This is a genomic window from Lichenihabitans psoromatis, assembly GCF_004323635.1.
Classification (GTDB): domain Bacteria; phylum Pseudomonadota; class Alphaproteobacteria; order Rhizobiales; family Beijerinckiaceae; genus Lichenihabitans; species Lichenihabitans psoromatis.
Genome location: NZ_CP036515.1, coordinates 554,444 through 580,162 on the forward strand (window position 1 = coordinate 554,444; position 25,719 = coordinate 580,162).

General features: G+C 62.6%; 20 protein-coding genes and 1 pseudogene. 14 read left to right on the forward strand and 7 right to left on the reverse strand.

Annotation, left to right across the window (positions count from 1 at the left end; translation table 11 throughout):
- Positions 1 to 527: 527 nt before the first annotated feature.
- Positions 528 to 1,229 (reverse strand): response regulator, encoded by a 702-nt coding sequence (locus EY713_RS22955; protein WP_131113436.1) that lies wholly within the window; start codon positions 1,227 to 1,229, stop codon positions 528 to 530.
- Between the two features lie 214 nt (positions 1,230 to 1,443).
- Here EY713_RS22955 and EY713_RS22635 point away from each other — a divergent pair, with 214 nt between their 5' ends.
- The 4 genes from EY713_RS22635 to EY713_RS02645 all read left to right on the forward strand — a co-directional run bounded on the left by EY713_RS22635 (position 1,444) and on the right by EY713_RS02645 (position 5,690).
- Complete coding sequence (locus EY713_RS22635) at positions 1,444 to 1,608, forward strand: hypothetical protein (protein WP_165491001.1); 165 nt, start codon at positions 1,444 to 1,446, stop codon at positions 1,606 to 1,608.
- A 194-nt stretch (positions 1,609 to 1,802) separates the two neighbouring features.
- Complete coding sequence (locus EY713_RS23420; RefSeq protein WP_131119182.1) at positions 1,803 to 2,423, forward strand: (2Fe-2S)-binding protein; 621 nt, start codon at positions 1,803 to 1,805, stop codon at positions 2,421 to 2,423.
- Positions 2,424 to 2,427: 4 nt separating this feature from the next.
- The gene (locus EY713_RS02640; RefSeq protein WP_131113437.1) at positions 2,428 to 3,468 is read left to right on the forward strand and encodes an FAD binding domain-containing protein; all 1,041 of its coding nucleotides are present in this window, start codon (positions 2,428 to 2,430) and stop codon (positions 3,466 to 3,468) included.
- Positions 3,468 to 5,690 (forward strand): xanthine dehydrogenase family protein molybdopterin-binding subunit, encoded by a 2,223-nt coding sequence (locus tag EY713_RS02645; protein WP_245572866.1) that lies wholly within the window; start codon positions 3,468 to 3,470, stop codon positions 5,688 to 5,690. The genes EY713_RS02640 and EY713_RS02645 overlap by 1 nt, the downstream gene beginning before the upstream one ends.
- Positions 5,691 to 5,823: 133 nt before the next feature.
- Here EY713_RS02645 and EY713_RS02650 read toward each other — a convergent pair whose 3' ends face one another.
- On the reverse strand, positions 5,824 to 6,645 hold the full coding sequence (locus EY713_RS02650) for an FkbM family methyltransferase (RefSeq protein WP_165491002.1): 822 nt from the start codon (positions 6,643 to 6,645) through the stop codon (positions 5,824 to 5,826).
- A 291-nt stretch (positions 6,646 to 6,936) separates the two neighbouring features.
- Positions 6,937 to 7,950, reverse strand: coding sequence for a LysR family transcriptional regulator (locus EY713_RS02655; protein ID WP_131113439.1), 1,014 nt, complete (start codon positions 7,948 to 7,950; stop codon positions 6,937 to 6,939).
- A 404-nt stretch (positions 7,951 to 8,354) separates the two neighbouring features.
- On the opposite strand from EY713_RS02655, the gene EY713_RS02660 reads away from it, so the two are divergent.
- Genes EY713_RS02660 through EY713_RS02670 form a run of 3 tightly spaced genes read left to right on the forward strand, consistent with a single transcriptional unit; the run spans position 8,355 to position 12,704 of the window.
- Positions 8,355 to 9,371, forward strand: coding sequence for an HlyD family secretion protein (locus tag EY713_RS02660; protein WP_131113440.1), 1,017 nt, complete (start codon positions 8,355 to 8,357; stop codon positions 9,369 to 9,371).
- A gap of 29 nt (positions 9,372 to 9,400) precedes the next feature.
- Positions 9,401 to 11,731, forward strand: a complete 2,331-nt coding sequence (locus tag EY713_RS02665) for an ABC transporter permease (RefSeq protein WP_131113441.1) — start codon at positions 9,401 to 9,403, stop codon at positions 11,729 to 11,731.
- Positions 11,721 to 12,704, forward strand: coding sequence for an HlyD family secretion protein (locus tag EY713_RS02670; RefSeq protein ID WP_131113442.1), 984 nt, complete (start codon positions 11,721 to 11,723; stop codon positions 12,702 to 12,704). Before EY713_RS02665 ends, EY713_RS02670 begins: the two co-directional genes overlap by 11 nt.
- A 119-nt stretch (positions 12,705 to 12,823) precedes the next feature.
- Here EY713_RS02670 and EY713_RS22640 read toward each other — a convergent pair whose 3' ends face one another.
- Both EY713_RS22640 and EY713_RS02675 read right to left on the reverse strand, forming a co-directional pair.
- Positions 12,824 to 12,976 carry a hypothetical protein gene (locus tag EY713_RS22640; protein WP_165491003.1) on the reverse strand — a complete coding sequence of 51 codons (153 nt, stop codon included), beginning with the start codon at positions 12,974 to 12,976 and terminating at the stop codon, positions 12,824 to 12,826.
- Positions 12,977 to 13,217: 241 nt separating this feature from the next.
- The gene (locus tag EY713_RS02675) at positions 13,218 to 13,838 is read right to left on the reverse strand and encodes a TetR/AcrR family transcriptional regulator (protein WP_210215303.1); all 621 of its coding nucleotides are present in this window, start codon (positions 13,836 to 13,838) and stop codon (positions 13,218 to 13,220) included.
- Positions 13,839 to 13,919: 81 nt separating this feature from the next.
- Between EY713_RS02675 and EY713_RS02680 the strand changes: the two genes are divergently transcribed.
- The 5 genes from EY713_RS02680 (at position 13,920) to EY713_RS02700 (ending at position 21,190) form a co-directional block, all read left to right on the forward strand.
- Positions 13,920 to 15,026, forward strand: a complete 1,107-nt coding sequence (locus EY713_RS02680) for an aldo/keto reductase (RefSeq protein WP_131113443.1) — start codon at positions 13,920 to 13,922, stop codon at positions 15,024 to 15,026.
- Between the two features lie 215 nt (positions 15,027 to 15,241).
- Positions 15,242 to 16,666: an alpha/beta hydrolase gene (locus tag EY713_RS02685; RefSeq protein ID WP_131113444.1), complete on the forward strand. Its 1,425-nt coding sequence runs from the start codon at positions 15,242 to 15,244 to the stop codon at positions 16,664 to 16,666.
- A gap of 293 nt (positions 16,667 to 16,959) precedes the next feature.
- Positions 16,960 to 18,213 carry a GMC oxidoreductase gene (locus tag EY713_RS02690; protein WP_425374333.1) on the forward strand — a complete coding sequence of 418 codons (1,254 nt, stop codon included), beginning with the start codon at positions 16,960 to 16,962 and terminating at the stop codon, positions 18,211 to 18,213.
- A gap of 126 nt (positions 18,214 to 18,339) precedes the next feature.
- Positions 18,340 to 20,283: a glycoside hydrolase family 15 protein gene (locus EY713_RS02695; RefSeq protein ID WP_245572867.1), complete on the forward strand. Its 1,944-nt coding sequence runs from the start codon at positions 18,340 to 18,342 to the stop codon at positions 20,281 to 20,283.
- Position 20,284: 1 nt separating this feature from the next.
- Entirely contained in the window at positions 20,285 to 21,190 is a 906-nt protein-coding gene (locus EY713_RS02700; protein WP_131113446.1) for an SDR family oxidoreductase, read from the forward strand.
- A 222-nt stretch (positions 21,191 to 21,412) separates the two neighbouring features.
- Here EY713_RS02700 and EY713_RS02705 read toward each other — a convergent pair whose 3' ends face one another.
- Positions 21,413 to 21,634 carry a hypothetical protein gene (locus EY713_RS02705; RefSeq protein ID WP_131113447.1) on the reverse strand — a complete coding sequence of 74 codons (222 nt, stop codon included), beginning with the start codon at positions 21,632 to 21,634 and terminating at the stop codon, positions 21,413 to 21,415.
- A gap of 510 nt (positions 21,635 to 22,144) precedes the next feature.
- Between EY713_RS02705 and EY713_RS02710 the strand changes: the two are divergent.
- Positions 22,145 to 22,700 (forward strand): annotated as a pseudogene (locus EY713_RS02710) (DUF1003 domain-containing protein).
- 136 nt (positions 22,701 to 22,836) lie between these two features.
- On the opposite strand, the gene EY713_RS02715 reads toward EY713_RS02710, so the two are convergent.
- Complete coding sequence (locus tag EY713_RS02715; protein WP_131113448.1) at positions 22,837 to 23,865, reverse strand: LacI family DNA-binding transcriptional regulator; 1,029 nt, start codon at positions 23,863 to 23,865, stop codon at positions 22,837 to 22,839.
- A gap of 229 nt (positions 23,866 to 24,094) precedes the next feature.
- Here EY713_RS02715 and EY713_RS02720 point away from each other — a divergent pair, with 229 nt between their 5' ends.
- The gene (locus EY713_RS02720) at positions 24,095 to 25,708 is read left to right on the forward strand and encodes an extracellular solute-binding protein (protein WP_131113449.1); all 1,614 of its coding nucleotides are present in this window, start codon (positions 24,095 to 24,097) and stop codon (positions 25,706 to 25,708) included.
- The last annotated feature ends 11 nt before the right edge of the window (positions 25,709 to 25,719 follow it).

A 25,719-nucleotide genomic window follows, 5' to 3' on the forward strand; every position in this document is an offset into this window, starting at 1 on the left:
AACCGTTATAACTACTTTGCGGTGCGTGATGTTACAAGGGCGGTGCAGCATTTCTAAACAGCGCGATATGTTAGTAATGGTCGCAGAAGCAACGCTTGCCTCCGGATCAATCAAATGTTCGCTTCACATCGGTCGCTGCTTCCGTATAATGAAAAGTAAGGTCTTTGGTTTGCAACGACCAATCGCATCATAAATTGGTGATTTGATCTTCGCTCAACACGCGAATGAGCCATCGTTGCGGCGCAACATTATAACCTGCCGTAAAAAGGCGGAGACATCGAACGAGGCTTGCTGGGCACCCGGGCAACGCGAGCGAAGACGGCATCGACATGGTCGGGGTGGCAGCAAAGCGTGAGCCTCGCCTGACACGCGAACCGGTCGCGAGCGGTCGACATCAGGACGGACCGGGCTTCAGGACAAACAAGAAACGATTTTCAAAATCGAGAGGACGGGACCCTTACACTGGACGGGCTCACAGCATCGAAGCCGCCCGACCCTTGGCAATCCGCAGTCCGATGCTCGGCTGGCTAGCCGCGCGGACCGGGAGCATGGGCCATCAAGATTGCGCCGGCGAGATTGCCGCTTGCATGGTCAGTGGTCAGCCAAGACCACGACGGCGCGTCAAGACCAGCCATGACATCGGCCAATTGAGCATCCGGCGACGATCCGTGGGCGAAACTCTCACCATAGATCTTGCGTAATGTGCCAACCGTCACGGCGCCATGTTGACCGATCAGATCGTCGTGGCCTGCCGCGTCCAGCCCCTGCGATGCAGACAGCTCGAACGGAAGACCCTGGCCCGACGGAGTCAGATTGGCCGCGGGCGGCCTTATTTCGGCGCTGTCCTGCTCCGCCAGCAGAGAGGCTAGCAACTGCGTAACCTTCCCCATATTGGCCGGCTTCGGCACACAGGGCGCATTCGCCGAATAGGCCAAACCGAAATTCTCGTCTCCCGTCACGAGCACGTAAGGCGTGCCGCGCAAGACCAAAGCCGCGATGATGTCGCGCGCAGAGCCATCCTGAAGATGGGCGTCCAGCATGGCAGCATCGAAGACGGTATCACCGGCGATCACCTCGAGCGCATCCGCGATCGTCGTCACCGGACCGACGACGATCGCACCGGCGTCCTCCAAATGATCGACGACAACGACTCCGACGAGAGGATCATCCTCGATCAACAGGATGGTTCGTCCGACGAGGGCGCCAGCTTGATCGGGGATCGATGTCATGATTGCTCGCCTAGTGGACGCGGGACCAAATGGTCCTTACCCGATCAACGCGTCGCGCACAGCAACGTTCTGGACCTGCTTCACATCACGTTGCAGCGGCGTCACGCGTCCGAAAGCGTGCCTATATAAACGCAGGGCGACACGTATTCGAGGAAAGCGTCGTCCGACATCGTTTCGAGACACCATCCGCATCTCACGACCGAGGAACTACCACGTGAACGCCGAAACCGAAGCTCTGTTGGCCATGGCGCCGTTCTGGATCATGGCAGGCCTGTGTATCGTGCTCGCCTGCGGCATCCTGTTTCTGATCGGCGCCAAGGTGCTCGAGCATCGGCGCGGCCTCACGCCCGCCGACGAGCAGAACCGAACAAAGCCGTGACGGCATCACCAGATCGACTGTTTCGGCGCGCATAATCGGCGCATGCGACCGAGTGACCGGACCGCGATAAAACGCAGGTTGGTTGGAAACACTCCAAAGAGCTGAGGGTTACTCGAATGACAGTGGGCGATATGCGCCTGCTCGTTCCGGATCGTGATCCGTTTCGATCGTTCGAGGCACTTGCGGAGGCAACCATGCCGACAGACCATGACGACACGCCTGCAGTGTCGGTCAGCCGACGACATTTTCTCGGCGCAACGGTATCGACCGCTGCAATTCCCCTCGTCGGCGCCGGAGCCGCAAAGGCCCAAGCCCAGCCGGTACCGCTCGCCGACCCGCAAGCGCCGCTCGACGTCCACCTCTCGGTCAATGGCGAAGTCTATCGCATGGGCCTTGATGTGCGGACGACCGTGCTCGATGCGCTGCGCGATCATATCGGACTGACGGGCTCGAAGAAGGGCTGCGATCATGGACAATGCGGCGCCTGCACCGTGTTGCTCGATGGTAAGCGGGCGCTTGGCTGCCTTACCCTGGCGGTCGCGGCGCAAGGCAAGGAGATCACCACGATCGAAGGGCTCACGCGGGCGGATGGGCCGCTGCATCCGATGCAGCAAGCCTTCGTCGATCATGACGCTTTCCAATGCGGATATTGTACGCCGGGCCAGATCATGTCGGCGATCGGTTGCATCCAGGAAGGACATGCCGACAACGATGATGCTATCCGCGAATATATGAGCGGTAATCTTTGTCGCTGCGCGGCCTACCCCAATATTGTCGCGGCCGTTCGTCAGGCCAAAACCACGATGGAGGGCTGATCCGATGCGCCCCTTCACCTACGCTCGCGCGACCTCCACGATTGCGGCGACGCAATCTTACGGCGCATCAAATGCGCCGGAAGCTGATAAAAGCGGAAAGCTCGTTCAGGGCCGTTTTCCAGCCGAATATATCGCTGGCGGCACCACCTTGCTCGATCTGATGAAGCTCGACGTGATGCAACCGGCGCGGGTCGTCGACATCACCGGTCTGGATCAAAGCCACTCCGCTATCGAGGTGACCGAAGCAGGCTTGAAGCTTGGAGCCCTGGTCAAGATGTCGGCCGCGGCGGACCACCCCGCCATCATCAAGGCTTATCCGGTCCTCGCCCAAAGCCTGACGCTTGCGGCAAGCGCCCAGCTTCGGAATATGGCCACGCTCGGCGGCAATGTTTTGCAGCGAACCCGTTGTAACTATTTCCGCGATCCGTCGTGGACGGCGTGCAACAAGCGTAATCCGGGTTCGGGTTGCGCCGCGCTCCAAGGGGTGAACCGTCAGAACGCGATCCTTGGCACCAGCCCGGATTGTATCGCGACCTACCATGGCGATTTTGCTCAGGCCCTGATCGCGCTCGATGCGACGGTCGATATCGTCGGTCCGAAGGGCAACCGGATGATCGCGTTCAGCGCGCTCCATCGCGAGCCGGGATCCACCCCGAATGTGGAAACGACCTTGGCGCCCGGCGACTTGATCACGGGCTTGTCGGTTCCGGCTGGTCCCTGGACCCGACGGTCGCTTTATCTCAAAATCCGTGACCGTCAGTCCTACGAATATGCGCTGGCATCGGCGGCTGTCGCTTTGGATCTCGATCAGGGCGTGGTGCGGCATGCCCGCATCGCGCTTGGTGGCGTGGCGACGGTGCCGTGGCGCGCCAAGGAGGCCGAAGCCGCGTTGATCGGCAAGCCCCTCGATGAGAATGCCGCAACCAATGCGGCCCGGATTGCTTTTGCGGGCGCCGCGCCGCGTGAACATAATGCCTACAAGGTTGCGCTCGGTCAGAAGACCGTGGTGCGCGCGCTGCTTCAAGCCGCGACGCTGGAGGGTTGATGATGGTTGATGCAGCAGCACCCGCCCCGAAGGCCAATATGGGCCAACCCGTGCCGCGCTATGACGCCCGCGCTAAAGTCACGGGATCGGCGCTCTACGCGTCCGATGTCGGTCTGCCCGACGTGGCTTACGCCTACCTCGTCAGTAGCACGATCGCCAAAGGGCGCATCGCATCCTTCGATCTTAAGGCCGCCCTCGCCCTCCCGGGCGTGCTCGATATTTTGACCCACGAGACGATCGGCGACGCCATCAAGCCGGTGAAATTCTTCACCGAAGGCGGCCCGGCCTCGAATACGGTGGTGCCGCTCGCCTCGGCCGAGATCGCCTATGGCGGCCAGACGATCGCCATGGTGCTGGCCAACAGCTACGAGGTCGCGCGCGATGCCGCCCATCGCGTCATCGTGACTTATGAGATTGCCTCGCCATCCTCCACTTTCGACTCGAAGGGCGCGGTCGATCAGGAGCTGGCGAGCCAGAACAAAAAGCACGAGGACCCGAAAGTCGGAGATTTCGCGACGGCTTATGCCGCCGCGCCGGTCACGGTCGACGTCGCCTATTCGACCCCGACCCAGCATCACAATCCGATCGAGCTTTTCGCGACCCAATGCTCCTGGAACGGCTCGCAACTGACCGTCCATGAACCGAGCCAGAATGTTTACGGCATCAAAAACGGCCTTGCGGCACAACTCGGCATCGATGCTAGCCAGGTTCGGGTCATCAGCCCCTACATCGGTGGCGCATTCGGGTCGAAGGGCGGTTTGACACAGCGCACCGCGATCGTCGCGATTGCGGCTCGAAAACTCGGCCGCCCGGTGAAGCTCGTCGCGACGCGGGACCAGGGATTTACGATCGCGACCTACCGGGCCGAAACCAAGCATCGGATCAAGCTCGGCGCCGACCGTAACGGCAAGTTGCAGGCGCTCAGCCATGATGGCTTCGAGGTCACATCGCGGCATGATCCTTACGCGGTGGCCGGGACGGATGCCTCGACCCGCATGTATGCCTGCCCCAACATAGCCAGCAACGTCACGATCGTGCGGGCGGACCGATCGACACCCGGCTTTATGCGCGCACCGGCCGAGACGCCGTATTTCTTCGCACTCGAAAGCGCAATGGACGAACTCGCCGTGGCGTTGAAGATGGACCCGGTCGAATTGCGCCGGATCAACGACACGCAACACGAGCCGATCAAGGGGCTTCCATACACAAGCCGGACCTTGATGCCCTGCTTCGATCAAGCCGCTGAAGCGTTCGGCTGGTCAAAACGGACGCCACAGCCCGGTTCGATGCGAGATGGCGATTGGTTGATCGGCTATGGCTGCGCGACCTCTGCCTATCCGACCCAAATGGCTGCGGCGACCGCCCGCGTCAGCCTGTTCCCGGATGGGACCGCACGGGTCGAAACCGCAAGCCACGAGATCGGGAACGGCATCTACACCGTTGTGGCCCAGACGGCGGCCGAACGGCTCGGTTTGCCGTATGAGAAAATATCGGTCCTGCTCGGCGATACCATTCTGCCTCCGGCGCCGGTTGCGGGTGGCTCGATCTCGACTGCCAGCGTCTGCTCGGTCGTGGCGCAGGCGTGCGACGCGATCCGCGCGAAACTGAGCGATGGGCCGACACCGGTCACCGACCTCGTCGCAGCCCTGAAGGATCGCGGCATGGGGTCCTTGCAGGAATACGCCGAGTGGACACCGCATGGGGCACCGAAGGGCGCCGTACAGATGCTCTATCGGGGCGCGGCGCAGCCGACGGGCGGTGCAAAGCTGGCCGACCGCATCCAGTTCGCCTTCGGGGCGCAGTTCGTCGAGGTTCGGGTCCACGCACGAACACGGGAAATCCGCGTGCCACGCATCGTGGGAGCTTTCGCGTCGGGGCACATCATGAACACGCGGACCGCCCACAGCCAGTATATGGGCGGCATGATCTGGGGTATCGGCTCAGCCCTCCACGAGCAGACCGAGATCGACACCAATGCGGCTCGCTACCTGAACACCAACCTCGCGGATTATCTGGTGCCTGTGAATGCCGATGTGATCGACGTTCAGGTCATCATGGTGCCGGAAGAGGATAGCGCGATCAATCCGCTCGGCATCAAGGGCATTGGCGAGATTGGCATCGTGGGCACCTCGGCCGCGGTTGCTAACGCGGTGTTCCATGCAACGGGGCAGCGCGTCCGCGATTTGCCGCTTCGGATCGATACGCTGGTGGCCGGGGCATAGATTCGATCAGGACGGGATCGCATCGTCAAGCAAGACGCACGTCGCAGATCATCTCGGCGCGTATTTCAACATGGGCCTGCTCGACATTCCGGGCAGCCTTTCTTGATGTCCGAGGCACCCATCAAAGCGCCGTTTACGGGAGCGGGTCCACCCGCATGCACATCTCAGGCTGAGCCGTCAACACAAGGGGGGTCGGCTGAGCCGCGCACCAATTTGCAAAGCCAGACCGACTAGCCTCAAACTTCTCGGTCGGTATGAAGATGAGGTTTAGCTCGTTGTCGACGTCGATCACGCTATAGCGCAAGGGCAACAAGAGCGCGCGAAGCGCCTGTTTGGCCGGTTCGTTCAAAGCTTCGCAGATGATGAAGGGACGATGCTGCTCGATAAGCGTCATGGCCCCCTCGATCACGCGCGGCTCGACGCCTTCGACGTCGATCTTGACCGCAATGACATTGCGGGCCGGCATGAAGTCGTAGGAGGCTGAATCGACATAGTCTTTCAGGTCACTTCGCTGCGACACCAAACTATCTAACGGAATCGCCCGGGCCGACACGGTATGATCGACCTTCGCGAAGCCGAGAGCGCTTTCGCCCGGACACATCGTATAAATGCCGAACGGATGCTTGAACGTGATCTGCTCGTCCGTGTTCCAAGCAGCAATGTTCGCGGCCAGGATAGCGGGATCAAGGATATTGAGCTGTAGATTTCTGACAAGTCGTCCGTAGGTAATCGACGATGGCTCCATGGCCACAACTCTGTGATCTTGTCTTACCTTGGGAATGATCAGCGAATAAAGCCCGGAATACGCTCCGACATCGAAGAAAACACCCGGATCCGCTGCAGTCCTCGCGAAATACATCCACCAGGCAAGCGAGACATTTTCATCAAAAGACGCGTTGAGAGCATCGTTTAAAATCGGATCTTCGGGGCCCCAATCATTCTCGAACATTTCCATTCTGAACCTGATCGGTCCGAACGACACGGTCGCGATGATGTTTCGCCGCATTGCTGAATATCTTTCATCTTGGGAGCGTGTCGGACGCCTAAGCGCGACGAATGGTCCGGCCCGACAGCACGCCGATCGCCGCAACGGTCCGCCTAGGGGGGAGGCTTGTCTCATGCGAATAGAGCCAGCGATGTGCGGTGCGCGTCTTCTGCATCGGCGTGGTCTAGCGCGGCTGATTTCGCGTTGCTAGCCCTGGCGCCGCTGGTAGTCTGAAGCACAAGATGCTGCTGCGCGGGCCAATCAAGCGCCGTCCGATCGGTGCGGCGACTTCGATGCGAGATCCGCCGGGTCTTTCATCGCCGGGTCCCGCATCACGTCGCGCATCGTCGTCTCGAGCCACAGCAGGCCCGCGTCGCTGCTCGAGCGTTGGTGTCGGATCGACTCGACCGAAACGGCAAGCGGTTCGTGAGGCAGGTCGAGCACGACGAGCAAACCCTGCTGCACGGCCTGGAGCGCGAGGCGGCGCGGCAAAGTCGCGACCATATCGGTCACGGCCAGCATGGGCGGCACGGCGGCATAATGCGGAACCGAAACCGCGACGCGGGCGACCGGACCCTGGCTTTCCCGCTCGATCAGGATCCGCTCGATCCAGACGCGCCGCGCAACCCCTCGCTCATCGAGGAAGCCGTCAACGGCCTGGTCCTCGGTCCCGGTCAATTCGACGACGATATGCGGGAAGGCGAACACGCGCGCCAGCGTCACGTTTTCGGCTGTCAGCGGGTGACCCGCTCGGACCACGATCGCTTCGTGTTCGACCACAATCGTCGAGCGATTGATGCGATCGGGCAGTTCACCGAACCAGCCGAGGACGAGATCGACCCGGCCGCTGTCGAGCAATTGAACGACGTCGACGCGGTTCGAGGGCACGACGCGGAGGTTCGCGTCAGGAGCGATCGTGGCCAGGCGGCCGACCAGGCTTGGCAGCACCGTGACGGCGGCATAATCGGTGGCGGCGATCCGGAACGTTCGGGTCGTCTCAGACGGGGTGAACGGCGCGTCGGCGACAGCCGCAGCGATCCGCCCCAAGCCATCGCGGATGCTGGGCATCAGGTCGAGCGCCCGCGCGGTCGGCTCCATTCCGGCCGTACCAGAGACGAACAGATCATCGCCCAGCGCCAGCCGAAGCCGAGCCAGCGCATGACTGACAGCCGACGCACTCACGCCGAGTTCCCGCCCCGCATCGCTGACACTGCGGTGGCGCATCACGGCATCGAAGACGCGGAACAGGTTGAGGTCGATCTTCTGGACGGACATACGACGCCGTTCGGTTGTGCAGCAAATCCACATCTATGCCACGACGATCGATCGAGAGGTCAATCTTCCGATCGGTGATTTCAGATTTGAAGCATGATGACGATTGGTCATGTCGACCATGAATCAATTTCACAACTTTATGGCCGCTCGCAACGATGCTAGTAGAAGATCACGCCGATGCAGGTCTCTGCGCGATCCTTTCTCTCGATCACAGCAAGTCACGAGATCATCATGGATCAATGCGATCGTGAGGGAGGCTGCGAACGGATGATCGTCAGCCTTGTCCTGTTGGGAAAAGAACCGTCTGCGGCCCATCTCATGGTCAGGGAGTGCCAGCAGCAACAAGCCTCTCTTGTAGGATTGCCAGCGTGAGCCTCGAGACACCGGAGACGAGGACGGCGCCCATGTCGCCGCCATCAAGCCTCGGCCCAAGGCAAAAACCGCCGCTTGCGGCGGCCCTGATCGTCACGCTCGCTGTCGTCACGATTGTCGGTCTCTCGCTCTGGTATCTCGTTCAACCGCAGCCCCTGCTGGTCCAGGGCGAGGCCGACGCAACCCGGATCGACATTGCGGCGCGTGTCGATGGTCGCGTCGGTCAACGGCCGGTCGAACGCGGCGATACCGTCACCGCGGGGCAGCTTCTCGTCGCCATCGACAATCCGGAACTGCTGGCCAAGCTGCGCGAGGCCCAATCCGCCAAGGCGGTCGCGAGCGCCGACCTCGCCCGCATTCTGGTCGGCACACGGGCAGAAGTCGTGGCGGCCAAGAAGGCGGCCCTGGCGGCGGCGGAAGCCGATGCCAAACTGAATCAGCAAACGTTTGGCCGCACGCAGCAACTCACCCAGCGCGACTTCGCCCCGATCCAGAAACTCGACGAAGCGACGGCGAGCCTTGATGTCTCGCAACGGGCCGTCCAACAAGCGAAATTCGCTTATGACGAGGCTGTGGCCGGCTACACGCCCGAGGAACGCGGGGTTGCCCGAGCCAGCGTCGCCAAAGCGGACGCCGCGCTCGCGACCTTACAGGCGCAAGTCGACGAGATGACCGTGACGGCGCCGATCGCATCGCAGGTCTATCAAATCGGCGCGGAACGCGGCGAATACGTCTCACCTGGGGTCCCGCTCCTCTCCCTCATTGATTTGAGCGATGTCTGGCTCCGGTTCGACCTGCGCGAAGATCTCATCAAGGGCTTGAAGATCGGCGATCGCTTCGACGTCAAGATCCCGGCCCTCGGAGATCGGCAGATCACCATGGCGGTCCGCACCATTGCGACCCGGGGTGAATATGCCGGTTGGCGGGCCACCCGAGCCACCGGCGACTTCGATCTTCGAACATTTGAGGTTCGAGCCTACCCGACGGCTCCGATTGCCGACCTTCGCCCTGGCATGAGCGCTTATGCGGCATGGAGCGCGTCCCGTTGATCGCTCGGCCGGGCAGCGTGGCGGACTCGATGCCCGCCCGACCCGGCGTCGTTGCGGCCGCGGCGCGGGAGGTGCGCTGGATCAGGCACGACACCGTGGCCATGCTGCTGGTCCTGTGGATCCCGTTGATGGCGTTCGCGCTTCTCGCCGCAACCTTTAGCGACGCCGTCATCCGCGACCTCCGGGTCGACATCGTCGATCAGGACCAAACACCAACCTCCCTCACGCTGGTCCAGGCCATCAACGGCGCGCCCGGCGTGAGCGTCGCCCAGCGCTCGTCGGATCTCAGCGGGGCCATGCACGCCGTCAGATCCGGTGCCGCGATCGCGACGGTCTATATTCCCCAGGATCTTGAGCGGGACATGACGGCGGGACGCCGCCCGCAGGTCGTCATCTTTTACAACAAGCAGTATTTCACGCCGGGCAATGCGGCATCCAGCTCTTTGCAAGCGGCGTTGGCGGCAGCCGTCGCGGCCTTGCCGACGCCCCCTCACTCCAAGACGACCAGCCCCGGACCGCTCGTGGTCGAGCAATATGTCCTGACCAATCCCGCCTTCAACTATGTCCAGTTTCTGCTTCGCGCCATTCTGCCGACCGTGCTTCACGTCGTCATGGCCATCACGGGCGGCTACGCCATCGGATCGGAGTTTCGGCGCCGCGATCTTCGCGACTGGCTCGACGTCGGGGGAACGCCACTGGCGGCGCTTGTGGGCAAGCTTTTGCCCTATTGCGGCATCTTCGCTGTTCAGATGACGATTGGGCTCGGCATCATCCATGGCCTCTATCAGGTGCCATTCCGAGGCGACCCCATCCTGGTCGGCGCCGCAGCCTGCTTGCTGATCATCGCCTATCTGTCGATGGGCGCGCTGTTTCAGGTGCTGACCCGCAATCTCGCCAACGGGCTGACGCTGACCGGCATCGTCTGTTCGCCTGCCTTCGGCTTCGCCGGGGTCGGCTTTCCGGTTTTGGCCATGAACGCCTTCGGTCAGGCCTGGGGCGCGATGCTGCCGCTCCGGTGGTATATCCAGATCCTCTTCGATCAGGCCGCGCGCGGCGTGCCCGTCGCGGATTCGGCCCGGCCGTTCATGTTTCTCGGGGGATTGGCGACGGCCTTCTTTTTTCTCGCATGGCTTCGGCTCCGCGCAATCGCCCGGAACCCGCTGCCCGAGCCCGCACCGTCTCCCGCGCCCCACAGCCGCGGGCGTCTTGGCATCGTCCATGCCTTCGCGAGCGAATACGGCCGCGTGCTGCGCGATCGTGGAGCCTTCGGCTTGATGGTGATGGGACCGCTGCTCTACGGCGTCCTCTATCCGCAGCCCTATCTCGGCGAACTCATCCGCGGCGTCCCCATCGCGGTGGTCGACGACGATTCCACGCCTCTCAGTCGGACCATCGTGCAGACGCTGAATGCGGATGAGGCGCTCGAGGTCGCGATCCGGCCGGCCACGCTTGCCGCAGCCCAAATGGCATTGGCCCGACGCGAGGTCTTCGGCATCGTCGATATTCCGGCCGGCACCGAACGCGAGGTTCTGAAGGGCAACAAGGCGCGGCTGCCGGCTTTCGTCGATTCGGCTTATTTCCTCCTCTATAGCCGGACATTGCAGGGCATCGTCGACTCCGTCGGGTCCGTCACGGCTGACGTCATCTCCCGCGGTGCGCGACCCGATGGCAGTCTCTACAGAGCGTCCTTGTCGCAAAGCTCACCTGTCGAGATCCTCAACCAGCCCTTGTTCAATCCGACCGGCGGTTACGGCAGCTACATTGTCCCGGCCGCCTTCGTGCTGATCCTGCAACAAACCCTGCTGCTTGGGTCGGCCACGCTCGGCGGCGTCGCGTTCGAGACGGGTGGCCCCCGCGAACGGCGCCGACGCGGAGCGGTCGCGGCCGTTTTGGGCCAGGGCCTCGCCCATATGATGCTGACCCTGCCCGGATGCGCGCTGTATCTCGTTGTCCTGCCACGCATCTATGGCTTCTCGGCGACCGAACACGTGGTGGATCTGTCCATCGTGCTCATCCCGTTCCTGCTGTCGGTGAGCTTCCTCGGCCAGTTTGCCGGGGCCTGGGCCAAGCGGCGCGAAACGGCGGTTCTCCTGCTGATCGCGATCAGCTTGCCGCTGTTCTTTCTCGTGGGTGTCGCGTGGCCGGTCGAAGCCATTCCGCCGCTCCTCAAGACCATGAGCGTGATCTTCCCCAGCACCTCCGGCATCGATGCCTTGGTGCGGATCAATCAAATGGGCGCCAGCGTCGCCGATGTGTCGCGCGAGTGGATGACCCTTTGGATCCTGACGGGCGTCTACGCGCTCCTCGCCGTCGCAAGCGCACGGCTCGCCACAGCAGGGAGCCTGATCGATGACCACTAAGCCGTCGCGCGTCGTGCTTGTGGGGCTCGTCGTCGTGGCCGGGATCGCGGCCGCGACATTCGCCTGGTCCAAACGACAGGCCCCAGTGGCACGAGCGATCCCCGGCATGGTGCGCCAGACCGAAATCCGCATCGCGCCCGAAGTCTCGGGACGGCTGGGCTCCATCGCGGTGGCGCCGGGTCAACACGTCCATCGCGGCGACGTGGTGGCCGTGATCGACAATCCCGATCTCGTGGCGGCGGTCGGCGAGGCCCGCGCCGCTGCCGCAAGCGCAGAGGCCGATCGAGCGCGGGTGCTGTCGGGCACGCGTCCCGAGCAGGTCGCCATTCTGGCTCAGGCGCTTGCGACCGCAGAGGCCAACCTGCTTCTGGCACAGCAACAGAACGTCCGCGCCGTGACGCTCTCGTCGAACAGCTTCCTCAGCCGGCAGAAACTCGACGAGAGTATGGCGTCGCTCGCGAAAGCGCAGGCCGATGTCGATGTCAAAAAGAACCAATATGCGGCCGCGAAAGCCGGACCCGTGGACCAGGAGCGCGCCTTGGCAATCGCCAAAGTTGCGTTATCCCATGCGGCTCTCGATGATCTTCAAGCGCGGCTCGACAAGGTGACGTTGCGGGCGCCGGCCGATGGCATGATCGGCGTTCAAGTCGCGGAGATCGGCGAGATTATGGCTCCGGGCAAACCCGTCATGACGATGGTGGTCGATGGGGAGCCCTGGTTCGCGTTCACGCTTCGCGAGGACATGCTGCGCGGATCGACCATCGGACACCGGTTGGCTCTGGCGACCGCCGACGGACGCCAGGTCGATGCTCGCGTGACGGAGCTGAAGCCGCTCGGAGAATTTGCCACGTGGCGGGCGGCCCGCGCGGTCGGAGATCACGATCTCAACAGCTTCGGGCTGCGGCTCGAGCCGGTCGGGACCAGCAATCCGCCGCTGGAGCCCGGAATGACCGTTTGGCTTCCGGGCAGCTGACGGGCGCGACCCATTCTTAAGGCGTGCAACGCTAGTCGACGTCGTTGGGCGAGGAGGGGTCTTCCGACACGCGAAAACGCGTGTCGGCCATTATCCAGAAGCGCGGACGGAGCCGGGCTTTACCAGTCTTTGACGCGGTTGATCATGATGAAATCGTCCGCCTCGTTCTGGTTGAACGACAGCCACTCTTTCGCAGCATCCGATAGACGTCCGACCTTCTCGGTCTTGTGCTTCTTACTCTCAGGATCGAGGTCGAGGGTCGTAACGATCACCAAAAGGCGCCGGCTCTGGCCGTATACTCCGCTCGTGGGCCAAACCTTTGCATTTCGAGCGAGGGGATGCGTAAACGACATAAGATCGTGTTCTCCATTAGGTCCGGTTTTTGGACCGTCTGTTATATGATTGTCACAATCAACCTGCGCTCTGAGCTAAGATGAAGAAAGTCATCGAGCAATCGGGCGGATGACGCCCATTCGCGCTCACGAGCGACATGCATCGCTTGGGCAACGGGCGCTAGACGACCGTCGGCCAACCCCTCATCGCGGCTTCCACGATCCGGAGCAGCTTGTCGCGACCGGCGCCGTCCTTCGCAAGCGTCGACATGCCCTGAACCACCGCCATGGTGTGGCCTGCCAGCGCTTCGGCGTCACATGTGGCCGGCATGAGGCCGTCTTTCATATCGCGCTCGATCCGCGTCCGCAGCGCCGTTTCGATGCTGCGCCGGAGCACCGCCAGTTCCTCGCGAATGTCGGCAGCACCGGTCGATGCGGTCACGATCGAACTGGCGAGCAGGCACCCCGCCGGGGTCTGATCCCCGGTGTCGCCGATGGCGGCGGCGGTCAGCAGATCATGCGCGGCCGCATAAGCGCTTGAGGCCTCGTCGATGGTCCGGATGATGGTGTCGATCCCGCCCAGATAGAGATCGACGGCCTCTCGGAATAAGCCCCGCTTGTCGCCGAACGCCGTGTAGAGGCTCGGCGGTGAAATCCCCATGGCTTTGGTGAGCTCCGCCGTCGAGGTCGCCTCGAAGCCATGCTGCCAGAATAGCCGCATCGCGACGGCCAAGGCCGCATCACGATCAAACGAGAGGGGCCGGCCGATGCGGCGGCTCGGCTGCGTATTATGCGGTTCCATAGTGATCGATATATAACGGTTGACTGCGCTCGGCAATGCTGTACGGACACTTCCATAGTATCCACTATGGAATAGAGAACGATGTCGCTTGCTCAGTATCGCACTTTGGGTCGTTCCGGCTTGATCGTCAGCCCGCTCTCGCTGGGAACGATGACGTTCGGGGTTGCACGCTGGGGCATGGATCGACCGGCCGCCGAGGCGGTGTTCGACGCCTATGTCGAGGCGGGCGGCAACATGGTCGACACCGCGGATGTCTATGCGGGCGGCAGAAGCGAAGAGATACTGGGCGCCATGATCGCAGATCGTCGCCTCCGCGACAGTCTCGTGGTCGCGACGAAATCCGGTTTCGCTGCCGGCAAGGGTCCCCACATGGGCGGCAACGGCGCGAAACATGTCTATACTGCCCTAGAGGGTTCGTTGCGCCGGCTCAGAACCGACTACATCGATCTCTATTGGGTACATGTCTGGGACTCGGTGACGCCGGCCGAGGAGCTGCTGGAGACGATGTCGGCCCTCGTTCGGGCCGGTAAGATCCGCTATTGGGGCATGTCCAACGCGCCCGCGTGGTATGTCGCCAAGGTCGCGACCCTGGCTTCGGTACGCGGCCTGCCCGGACCGATCGCCCTACAATATTTCTATTCGTTGGTCAGCCGCGAGATCGAGGCGGAACATCTGCCGCTCGCGCGCGACATGAGGATGGGACTGATGCCGTGGAGCCCGCTCGCCTACGGTCTGCTGACCGGCAAATATGATCGCGCGACGGTGGAAGCGAGCGCGCCGCGTGCATCGGGCCTCCCGAGCGACGCCGGCACTGGCGCGGTGCGGCCGAACGGCGACAAGCGGCTCGACGGTGCAAACCCGTTTGGCGACACGCTCTTCACCGACCGGAACTGGCGCATCGTCGAGGCTCTGCGCGGCGTGGCGCATACGATGGGCGAAACCCCGGCGCGCGTGGCGCTGGCTTGGGTTCTGTCGCGGACGGGCGTCGCTACGGCGCTGATGGGCGTGAGCCGGGTCTCGCAATTGCACGACAACATCGCCGCCACGGAGCTTCGGCTCCCGATCGACCAGATCGCCATTCTCGACGCCGCCAGCAAACCCGAGGCGCCCATGATCTATGGTCTATTCACGCCGTCGGGGCGGCAGCATGTCGTCTTTGGAGGCAGCGCCGTCGCGTCGCGGGACTAAGGCCGAGATAGCGATGTCGGCGGCCCCGTGACCTGAGAAAACACGCTGCCCACGCACATGCGGGGGCAGCAACCCGCATCATCGCGTCGATACGCGTTGCCGCTCGCGTGCGACAACGCCACAGCGAACTCCGAGGCGGTCTCCGCGTTGTGCCCTCCGCAAGCCTTGAAGACGTCGGGCTGCTTTCTCATCACTTTCCCTTATCCGGAGACATCATGGCAGGCCGATCGGAGATCTCCGACCAGAAGCCCGATACACTCACGATGTTCGCGTTGCATTTTCTGGGCGGCAGTGCGCGCGAATGGCAGCCGTTGGTGGATCGTTTGGCTGGCCGTGTGGACGTGATCCCTATCGACCTTCCGGGGTTCGGCGATGCCGCCGACCTTTCCGGCTACACAGTCGATGCCATGGCCGCTTATGTAGCGGGCCGCATTCGAGAGCACGCGCCCGGTCGATGGATCCTCGCCGGTCACAGCATGGGTGCCAAAGTGGCATGCGCGATCTCGCGGATGTCCGAGGATGGCGATGCGGGGCTCGCGGGCCTCTCGCACATCATTCTCGTGGCGGGCTCGCCGCCTGGGCCGGAACCGATGGACGATGCGAAACGGCAAGAGATGCTGGGCTGGTTCCGCGGCAGCGAAGCCGAAAATCGTGCCGATGCCGTCCGGTACATCAAAGCCAATATCGGCGATGCTCTGCCTGATACACTCCAGGATGGAGCCATCGCCGATGTTCTGCGGACGCGCCACGCTGCTTGGTTGGCCTGGCTCGAGAATGGCAGCCGCGAAGATTGGTCTGCCCGCATTGGACGGCTGGATACGCCGGCCCTGATCCTCGCCGGCGAGACGGACGAGGGGCTCGGCGCCGATGCGCAGACCACCATGATGGTGCCCCATTTCCGCGCCGTTCAGATGACGGTGCTGCCGAGGGCAGGCCATCTGCTGCCGCTCGAATGCCCCGATGCGGTTGCTGATTGCATCCTCGATCATCTGGCGTCCCAGCCTCATGGGGAACCCCGTCTCGACGCGCAGTATCGCGCTCTCATCCAGTCGCCGCGCGTGAACGAGCGAACGCGGCAGGTCCTGCTTGACCGGCTCGAGACTGTTGCGCCCCATCCGGACGTGTTGGACGCCCCCGCGATGGCGCTGCTTCGGCTGGTCGTCGAGCGGCTGGTCCCGCAACAGGGCGAGCGGCAGATCGATCTTGCGGCACGCATGGTCGACGCGATGGCGACCGCTTCAGGGGATGGTTGGCGGTTCGCCGACCTGCCGGCCGATGCCGAGGCGCTTCGTCGTGGGCTGCGGATCCTCGACCAAATGGCCTGCTCGTTGGACCGAGGGGGCTTCGCCGCGCTGTCTGCCAAGCAGCGAGACACGTTGCTGGGCGATATTGCAAATGGTCGGTCGGGCTCGACGGGTCCCGAGACAAGTCTGTCTCCGCAGCAGATGAAGCGCTGGTTCGAGGATCTCTGCGCGGCCGCCACCCAGATGTATGTCGCCTACCCGGCGACCCAGGACCGTCTTGGCTACAGCGGCATCGCCAATCGGGGCGATGGCGCCGGGCCCGCCGGTTTCGTCCATGTCGGCCTCGGTGAACGCGAGCCGTGGGAACCTCTTTCCAAGGCGAAGACGCAGCCATGAACCTCCATGCGATGAAGAGCTACGCCGACGCGGATGTGGTCGACGCCGTGGTGATTGGAACCGGTGCCGGCGGCGCGCCCCTGCTGGCCAAGCTGGCGGAAGCGGGCCTGCGTGTCGTCGCCTTGGAGGCGGGTCAAAATCGTGACCCGGACACATTCACGCCTGACGAAACCGCAGCCAGCGATCTTTACTGGACGGGCGAGCGGCTCAGCGGGGGGCCGATGCCAGAGGCCTTTGGCGGCAACAACAGTGGCATCGGGGTGGGCGGATCGACGCTGCATTGGGGCGCTTTCGTGCCCCGTGCGGATGCGCGCGACCTTGTCCTTCAACGCGAGAGCGGCGTCGGTGTGGATTGGCCGCTGACGCTCGACGAATTGCGGCCCTATTATGAGGCCGTCGAGGCGTTCATCGGGGTTTCGGGCCCGACACCCTACCCGTGGGATGCCGGGCGCCGCTATCCGCTGCCGCCTGTGCCGCGCAATGCGCCCGCCGCCATCATGGCACGGGGTTGCGAGGCACTGGGCTATCGCACCGCGGATGCGCCCGCTGCCGTCGTCTCGCAGCCCTATCGCATGCCGGGCGCGACGCCCCGCAACGCCTGCGTGAATTGCGGCGCGTGCCACCAGGGTTGCTTCAATGGCGCCAAGACCAGCATGGACGTCACCTATCTGCCGCGTGCGGTGCTGGCTGGCGCCGAGATCCGGCCTGACAGCCCCGCGCATGGGATCGAGCGCGACGCCGCTGGCCGCGTCACCGCCGTCGTTTATCGCAAGGACGGGATCGATCGTCGCCAGCGATGCGCGGCGGTGTTCCTTTGCGCCGGCGCGATCGAAACGCCGCGGCTTTTGTTGCATCTCAACTTCGCGAACTCGTCCGGTCAGGTCGGCCGCAACTACATGGCGCATGTCGCCACGCAAGTGTGGGGAACATTCGAGCAGGAAACACGGCCCAATAAGGGCTATCCGTCCTCGCTCATCACGGAAGATTTCATGCGCCCCGCCGATGCCGACTTCGCCGGCGGCTACCTCGTCCAGAGCCTCGGTTCCATGCCGATGACCTGGGCCAATCTGCTGGTTCGCGGTTGCGGCTTGTGGGGGCAACGGCTGGTCGACACGATCGATCGCTACAATCACGTGGCCGGGATCGGCATCAATGGCGAATGCCTGCCCCACCCCGACAATCGTCTCGATCTGTCGGATGAGGTGGATGCGATCGGGGTGCCAAAAGCCCGGATCGCCTTCGGCTATAACGCGAATGAAACAGCCATGGATCGACACGCGACCGCGATGATGACGCGCGTTTGGGAGGCTGCGGGCGCGAAGGATGTCTTCTCGGCACAACGGTCCGCCCACACCATCGGCACGTGCCGCATGGGCCGCAGCGGAGACGAGGCCGTTTGCGACCCGTTCGGCCGCAGCTTCGATATCCCGAACCTGTGGATCTGTGACAATTCGATTTTTCCAACCTCGCTCGCGGCCAATCCGGCGCTGACCATCATGGCCTTGAGCTTGCGGACGGCCGACGCTTTTCTGAGCCGCGAGCCCTGACAGACACGAAAGTCTCCGCGTGCTTAGCGGCCGGCCCGTCCGCCAACGGCGAGCAGCTCATGCGGTGCGGGCGCACCCGCATGCTGAACGGCTGAAGGCCCGCCTCGTCAATTCGAAAGATCGAGCATGAAACGAGATGACGACGGGCGACGCGACGGATCGCGCGACATCCCCAACATGGGGCAAGATCACGCAAACCTAACGCTCGCCGACCTGTCGCCGAGCCAGGAACGGCAGGCCTTCGACTTGCAAGACTATGCGGCACTGGGCGATGGACGGTCGATTTCGATCGTCGCACCCAATGGGGCCATCACCTGGTGGTGCGTGCCAAACATCGACTCTGCGCCTTTGCTCGATGCGCTTCTCGATCCCCTTGCCGGGGGGCACTTCACCGTCGCCCCGACGGAACGGTTTGAAAGCGCGCGTCATTATCGCCGGGACAGCAACGTCCTGGAGACGACCTTCACGACAGCCGGTGGTGTTGTCCGGCTGACTGAGTCCTTGAACAGCACGTTGGCCGGGCGACTGCCCTGGTGCGAGCTCGCCAGACGGATCGAGGTCGTCACCGGCACCGTGACGATGCGCGCCAGCCTCGTCTTCGGGACGCGCGGCGACACGGTATCGCCGTGGCTACAACCCAACGCGAATGGCTGCATTTTCCACGTTGGACCTGTGCTCGGCCTGTTCCGCGCGACCGACAATCTCCGCATCATCGAGGAGCAGGACAGAACCATCGTCGCAGAGGGAACCCTGCACGAAGGCGAGCGAGCCCTCATTGCCGTGATCGCCGGCGAAGACCAGCCGCTTGCTGTCCCGCCCTTGGCCGATATCGATCGCCGCATCGAGGTGAGCGACGGCGCTTGGCGCGAATGGGCCGAAGGCCTCCACTATGAGGGCCCCTATCGCGAAGCAGTCCGCCGCAGCGCGCTGGCTCTGAAACTCCTGCTGTTTTCGCCGACCGGCGCCATCGCGGCAGCCGCGACGACGTCCCTGCCCGAACGGGTCGGTGGCGAGAAAAACTGGGACTATCGATATGCCTGGGTGCGCGATGCAGGATATACGCTGAACGCGTTTTTGCGCCTCGGGGTGCTGCCCGAAAGCCAGGCCGCATTTCAGTGGCTGATCCACCGGCTTGGCGAAACCGGTGCCAAGGTTTGCTATCGGCTCGATGGAGGCCCGGTGCCTCCCGTCCGGCATCTCGACATCCCAGGTTACCGCGACTCCCAGCCTGTGGTGGTGGGCAACATCGCGGCCGAGCAACACCAGCACGGCATCTATGGCGATATCTTCGAGGCCGCGTCGCAATTCGTCGCTGGCGGCAACATCCTCGATCAGCATAGTGCCTTCGTGTTGTCGGAATTGGCCGATGATTGTGCGGAGCGATGGCGGATCAAGGATTCCGGTCTTTGGGAGCTGCAGGAATTGCAGCACTACACGATGTCGAAGATCAGTGCGTGGCAAGCTTTGGCTCGAGCCGTCGAATTGGCCGACAAGGGACATCTGCCGTCGACCTCCGCACCACGATGGTCGCGTGAACGCGACAGGATTGCCACCTGGGTCAACGACCATTGCTGGTCGTCGAAAAAGGCCGCCTATACGTTCTTTGCTGGCAGCGAGCGGCTCGATGCATCGATTGCTCTTGCGGTTCGGTTCGGATTTCCGGACCCCGAGCGTTTATCCACGACCTTGGACGCGATCCGCCGCGACTTAAGCCACACGCCCTGGCTCGGACAACAAAGTCCTTGGCTCTACCGCTATTCGGGCGCCGAGGCCGAAGAAAGTTGCTTCGTGGCCTGCACGTTCTGGCTGGTGGAAGCCTATGCGACGCTGGGGCGGAGGGATGAAGCCGGCGCTTTGATGGACCAAGCTCTCGCAGCGCTCCCGGCCAGCGTCGGCATCATGAGCGAGATGCTGGACGTGAAGACCGGCAATTTCATCGGCAACATCCCGCAGGGCTTGAGCCACCTTTCCCTGATCCATGCGGCCGTGTCGTTGAACGACCGCGATGCCGCACCCCTGAAACCAGGGCGCCCAGCAAGTGTTGAGCAAGTCCGAGCCGTGGAGAACTAACATGACCGATCAGTCTGCCGAGCGCCTGCGTATGCAGGATCCCCGCACGCAATATCCGCAACCGCCTTTTCCGAAGCAGCCACAATCGGCTCCCGGACTGGCCTCGAAAATGGACCCAACCCCCGACCACGGCGAGACAAGCTATGTCGGCCATGGCCGTCTCAAGGGGCGAAAGGCTCTCGTGACCGGAGGCGATTCGGGCATCGGCCGCGCCGCGGCGATCGCTTTCGCGCGTGAGGGCGCGGATGTCGCGATCGTGTATCTGCCGAACGAAGAGGCCGACGCCAAAGAAGTGCTGGCTCTGATCGAAGCGGAAGGCCGGACGGCGCTCGCGCTTCCGGGCGACATCACCGATCAGGCGTTTTGCTCGACGCTCGTGTCCGACACGGTCAAAGGATTGGGCGGGGTGGATATTCTCGTCATCAATGCGGCCAAGCAGGTCTCGCAGCCGGAGATCGGCGACATCACGGCCGAGCAGTTCGACCTCACGATGAAGACCAATCTCTATGCGATGTTCTGGATCGCGAAGGCGGCCGTTCCGCATATGGCTCCGGGCGCCTCGATCATCACGACGACCTCGGTTCAGGCCGTCAGCCCGTCTGAGACGCTTTTGGATTACGCGACCACGAAGGCTGGGATCGTCGCCTTCACCAAGGCTTTGGCCAAGCAGATGATCGAGAAGGGCATTCGCGTCAACGGCGTGGCGCCCGGCCCCTTCTGGACCGCTTTGCAGCCGAGTGGCGGCCAAACGCAGGAAAAGGTCTCCAAATTCGGTGCCGAGGTTCCGCTCGGACGCCCGGGACAACCGGTCGAACTCGCTCCCGTCTACGTGCTGCTCGCATCGCAAGAAGCAAGCTTCATAACGGGTGAGATTTATGGCGCGACAGGCGGCAACGGCGTCGTCTGAGGCGCAATACGATGCAGGGAGCGCGAGGGAAACCGAGCCTCTCTGTGTCGATGCAGGAAGGGTAGCGTCGTTTCGATGTCGCCCGCACAGTCCTTATTCGGACCAATACCGGACAGGATGACCCAGGAAACTTTGGGTCATCCTGCGCGATTCAATCAACGCTGATGAAGGTCGATGATCCGGTTGAGAAACATCATATCGGTATCGCGAGTGTCGCGGTGCCTAATAGGCGCAGTTGCGGATGATATCGCTGAGAAGAAGGCGAGCCGTCTGCTGCGGCGAAAGGCAACCCTGAGGCCGCGACTTCTCGCTTAAGCGGTATTTGGCTGTCACGATAGCGGCCGGGCCGTCACCAACGACACTATACTGCCCAACGCGGCTTTTGCCGCGATAGGTCGCAGAAATCGGCAACACCATCGTCGCAATATTTGGAGCTTCGGACACGTCTCATACCTCACGCCATAGCGAAGAGTTAACGCAAGGTTAACGTGAGGCATAATTAATTATAAAGATCATTGCCTTACGGCTGTGCAAGGCGTCGTGTCTCGAGGGCAAGGATGCAAGCCTGTCCCCGGCCTCCGATCGCGGGGCGCTTTATAGAACTGAGAGCCTGTCCTGAGATGGCCCGCCTTGGCGCGGTGGATTGCCGTCGATCCGCGTCGTCCGACCCGCATTTCTCAAGGGTGAGCCGTCAGGGTTGAGCGCTGACTTGCGACAGCTTTGCGGTCCACAGGTTGAGCCACAAGTTCGCATTCCTCTGCACTGGCCGTCGAACGTTTAATTTTAAACAGAGAGCCAATTTCCGGTTTCGGAGGTTGGCAACGCCACGGACGCTGTCGGGGTCGATTCGAGATCCGTGATTGAAAGATCGCCGACGAGGAGTGGCCCGCGCGTCTCGTCGCTTGTGGACGTCAGCATCGATTTTTCTGGAAGGCGATTGTCATGCCAGGCGACATGAACCAAGCAACAAACAAAGGACCAACGGTACCGCCCCCGGTTCCCGCCACTCTAGCATCGGTCTTGAACCGTAATATTCACGCTCTCCAAGACCGCCGGAGAGCTGATGAACGAAAGTCCAGCACCCAGGAGAAGATTGCGGAAGCCATTACACACTTCACGGGAAGCATGGCTTTTGTTTACATCCATCTTGCTCTGTTTGGACTTTGAACTCCTGAACGTCGGATTGGTGCCCGGGTTCAAACCGTGGGACCCGACCTTCGTGATCCTGGCGACAGCGGCGTCCGTCGAAGCGATATTTTTGTCGACCTTCGTTCTCATCAGTCAGAATAGAGCGGCCGCTTTGGACGATAAACGGGCCGACCTCGACCTGCAGATCAACCTCCTTTCAGAGCATGAGGTCACACGGCTTCTGACACTCACCAAAGCCATCGCGAAACACCTCGGCGTCGACACGAGCGATCAACCCGAGTTGGAAGAGTTGGAACGCGACGTCGCGCCAGAAGCCGTGTTGGACAAGATCGAAGATCGAACGATGCGATCGGATCAGTGATCGGTGCAGACGAATCCAGGGCTTTGGACTGCTGAGGGGCGAAAGGTCGGCCTCATCGGCCGATTCCACCCCGCCATTACTGCATGGCCGTGAATCACCTCAACACCGACCCCGCCGTGATTCTGATTGGCAGGCGTCAGACCTCCGGAATATTTTCTTTGAAAATAACCTGAAGGCGAGGCGGGTGATAGTCATAGTCGACCCCCCGGATGCGATGACTGAGGACGTTCAGCGCCTCGCGGGCTTCCACACGTGGATTCTGGTCGATGACGGCGTCGAGGGTTCCATCGAGCAGGAGGTCCCGCGTTTCGTCGGTGGCTTCGTGTCCCACGAAGATCACCGAGCCATCGCGCCCGCGCTCCTTGAGGGCGCGCGCGATGCCGGTGTTGCCGGCGCCGACGTTGTAGATAGCCGAAAGGGCGGGATGCTGGTCGAGCAGCGCGGCGGCTTCGGCGTAGGCGCGTTCGCGGTCGTCGCCCATCTCGCGAAGGTCGACGAGTTGCAAGGATGGCGACATTTCGGCGATGACGTGCCGGAAGCCCATTTCGCGCTCCTCGTGCCCTCGATATGAGAGCGACCCGGCAAACAGCGCGACCTTGCCCGAAAGACGCTCGCTTAAGAAGCGGCTGACGAGATAACCGGCGAGCCGCCCCGCCGCCCGGTTGTCGATCCCGATATAGGCCGATCGGGGCACGTGGTGAATGTCGGACGCGATGGTGACCACTTCGACATTGCTCGCGGCCAGTGCCCGCAACGCTTCGCGCACTGTCGGATGGTCGAGCGCGACGACGCCGATTCCCTGGGTCTGACCGCGAAGGTCGAGAAGCGTTCGCGCCAGCGTGTCGGGGTTGAACCCCTCGATGGTCACGATGCTCACGTCGAGGTCTTGACGGCCGCGTGCCTGCTGCTCGATCTGCCGGTGCAAGGCGGCGATGAACGTATTGTCCCCCGCCGGCAGGACGAAGTGGAGCCGCGTCGCGCCACTCGGGGCGGGCATCGCGGCTGCTGGCGGTGTCCCCACGCCGATGTAGCCGAGCCGCTGTGCCGCCTCCAACACAAGATCCCGCGTTCGGCTTCGTGCGCCGGTCCTGTTGTTGAGAACCCGATCAACGGTCGCGGTGGAAACGCCGGCAGCCCGAGCTATGTCGATGAGGGTCGAGCGCAACGATGTTCCTCTCGTCAGACGTGTCCCGGTCCGACATCCGGGTGTGTAACGCATCATATCAGAGCCACAAGAGGCAACACATCGCAGGTACGATCAATCCAAAATACGCTTCTCCTAGACGATGCGTGATGATGTTTTTTGCTATGAAATGATTTGACATCATGAGCGCTGATCGTCAATAAACATCATAGCGATGCGCAAGACGTCGTTCATCCGGGGGGAAAACGCCATGCAAGACATGCGTTCGATCACGCGCCGTCGCCTGCTTTCGTCAGGCGCTCAGTCTTTCGCCCTCACGGCCGCGGTGGGTATCGCCCCCGTCTTCATCCGACCCAGCCGCGCGATGGCCGCCGATGCGCTCGCGCCCGGCATGATTGGCGGCCCGACAGGCTTCGCCGGCTGTGAACGATACCAATATGGGCCAGACACGCCGGAAGGCCGCGCCATTGAGGGGATCAAGGCGCTGAAAGGTGCAGGGAAAGCGCCGAGCAAGATCGTGCTCGGGCTCTCCGACGGCTCGATCGGGCAGCTCGCCAAACCGTTTCCTGCCGGCGCACCGTCCATCAAACAGCTGTGGGAGAAGGAAACCGGCATCCCGATCGAAATCGTTGGTCAGCCCAACGGTCAGGAATTCACCAAGACGATGCAGGACGTGTCCACCAAGGGTGGAGCCTACGACATCTATGCGGTCGAGTGGAACCGCCTGGGCGATCTCGCTGAAACCAACGGCATCGTCAAGATGGACGAATATGTCGAGAAATATAAGCCGGAGTGGGACGATCCGACCCGCGGCTATGTCGGCGGCGAAAAGGGCGTGACTCTCCTCAACAAGTATCGCGGCTCGGTCTTCGGCGTCTCCCTCGACGGCGACTTTCAGACTTGGATCTACCGCAAGGATTTGTTTGAAAACCCAGCCGAGCAGAAGGCCTTCAAGGACAAATACGGCTATGATCTCGCCGCGCCGCGCACCTGGAAAGCCGTTGACGAGGTTGCGTCCTTCTTCCATCGGCCGGACAAAGGCTTGTTCGGCTGCACGGATCTGCGCAACCAGGGCTGGGGCTATACCAACTGGTATCAGCGCTACACCTCGATGGCCTCACCCAACCAGTACCTGTTCAGCGACAGCGGCGCGCCGCTGATCAACGGCGAGCAGGGCGTCGCCGCCACGGCCGAATATGTCGCCTCGCTCGCCTACCATTCGCCCGATGCCATCAGCTGGGGATGGCCCGAGCAATATGGCAATTTTGGCCAGGGCGGCGCCGCAATGACCTGCGCCTTCTCCAACCTGCCGAAGTTCCTGGATTCGCCCGCCAACACTGACTCGAAGGTCACGGGCAAATTACGCACGGCGCTCCCGCCCGGGCGGGACATCGACGGCAAACTGATCCGCCGGTCGGTGCTGTGGCTCAACCTCTCGGCGTCGATTTCGGCACAAAGCCAGCATCCCGAAGCCTGCTACCTGCTTCTGCAATGGCTGGGATCGAGCCGGATTTATTCGTGGATGACGGCCAATCCGGCCGGGTATTTCGACCCCTTCCAGCTCGCGAATTTCAACGATCCGCTGGTGCGCGAAACGTATCACGCCTGGCACATGGACGTGGTGCGCGAGACGGTGCCGCGTGCCGTGCCCTCGATCAATTATCCCGGCGCGACCGCCTTCCACAACGCGCTCGACGAGAATCTTGTGGCGGCCTGCACCAAGGCCAAGACGCCCGCCGAAGCGATGGCCGATACCGAAAAAGAGTGGAAGCGCATTGCGCGGCGGGTGGGCGAAGAGAAGCTGGTCGAGGCGATCAAGACCAACAAAGCCGCCTGGCCCACGATCCTCGACCCGATCGCCTGAACCCACCAGGG

What these genes read in the sequence shown, in the direction of transcription:
- EY713_RS02670 (WP_131113442.1), top strand. Translation starts at nt 11,721, where the DNA reads ATGACCACTAAGCCGTCGCGCGTCGTGCTTGTGGGGCTCGTCGTCGTG.
- EY713_RS02675 (WP_210215303.1), bottom strand. Translation starts at nt 13,838, where the DNA reads ATGGAACCGCATAATACGCAGCCGAGCCGCCGCATCGGCCGGCCCCTC.
- EY713_RS02655 (WP_131113439.1), bottom strand. Translation starts at nt 7,950, where the DNA reads ATGTCCGTCCAGAAGATCGACCTCAACCTGTTCCGCGTCTTCGATGCC.
- EY713_RS02640 (WP_131113437.1), top strand. Translation starts at nt 2,428, where the DNA reads ATGCGCCCCTTCACCTACGCTCGCGCGACCTCCACGATTGCGGCGACG.
- EY713_RS02685 (WP_131113444.1), top strand. Translation starts at nt 15,242, where the DNA reads ATGGCAGGCCGATCGGAGATCTCCGACCAGAAGCCCGATACACTCACG.
- EY713_RS02650 (WP_165491002.1), bottom strand. Translation starts at nt 6,645, where the DNA reads ATGGAAATGTTCGAGAATGATTGGGGCCCCGAAGATCCGATTTTAAAC.
- EY713_RS22955 (WP_131113436.1), bottom strand. Translation starts at nt 1,229, where the DNA reads ATGACATCGATCCCCGATCAAGCTGGCGCCCTCGTCGGACGAACCATC.
- EY713_RS02645 (WP_245572866.1), top strand. Translation starts at nt 3,468, where the DNA reads ATGATGGTTGATGCAGCAGCACCCGCCCCGAAGGCCAATATGGGCCAA.
- EY713_RS02695 (WP_245572867.1), top strand. Translation starts at nt 18,340, where the DNA reads ATGAAACGAGATGACGACGGGCGACGCGACGGATCGCGCGACATCCCC.
- EY713_RS02720 (WP_131113449.1), top strand. Translation starts at nt 24,095, where the DNA reads ATGCAAGACATGCGTTCGATCACGCGCCGTCGCCTGCTTTCGTCAGGC.
- EY713_RS02680 (WP_131113443.1), top strand. Translation starts at nt 13,920, where the DNA reads ATGTCGCTTGCTCAGTATCGCACTTTGGGTCGTTCCGGCTTGATCGTC.
- EY713_RS23420 (WP_131119182.1), top strand. Translation starts at nt 1,803, where the DNA reads ATGCCGACAGACCATGACGACACGCCTGCAGTGTCGGTCAGCCGACGA.
- EY713_RS02660 (WP_131113440.1), top strand. Translation starts at nt 8,355, where the DNA reads ATGTCGCCGCCATCAAGCCTCGGCCCAAGGCAAAAACCGCCGCTTGCG.
- EY713_RS02700 (WP_131113446.1), top strand. Translation starts at nt 20,285, where the DNA reads ATGACCGATCAGTCTGCCGAGCGCCTGCGTATGCAGGATCCCCGCACG.
- EY713_RS02665 (WP_131113441.1), top strand. Translation starts at nt 9,401, where the DNA reads ATGCCCGCCCGACCCGGCGTCGTTGCGGCCGCGGCGCGGGAGGTGCGC.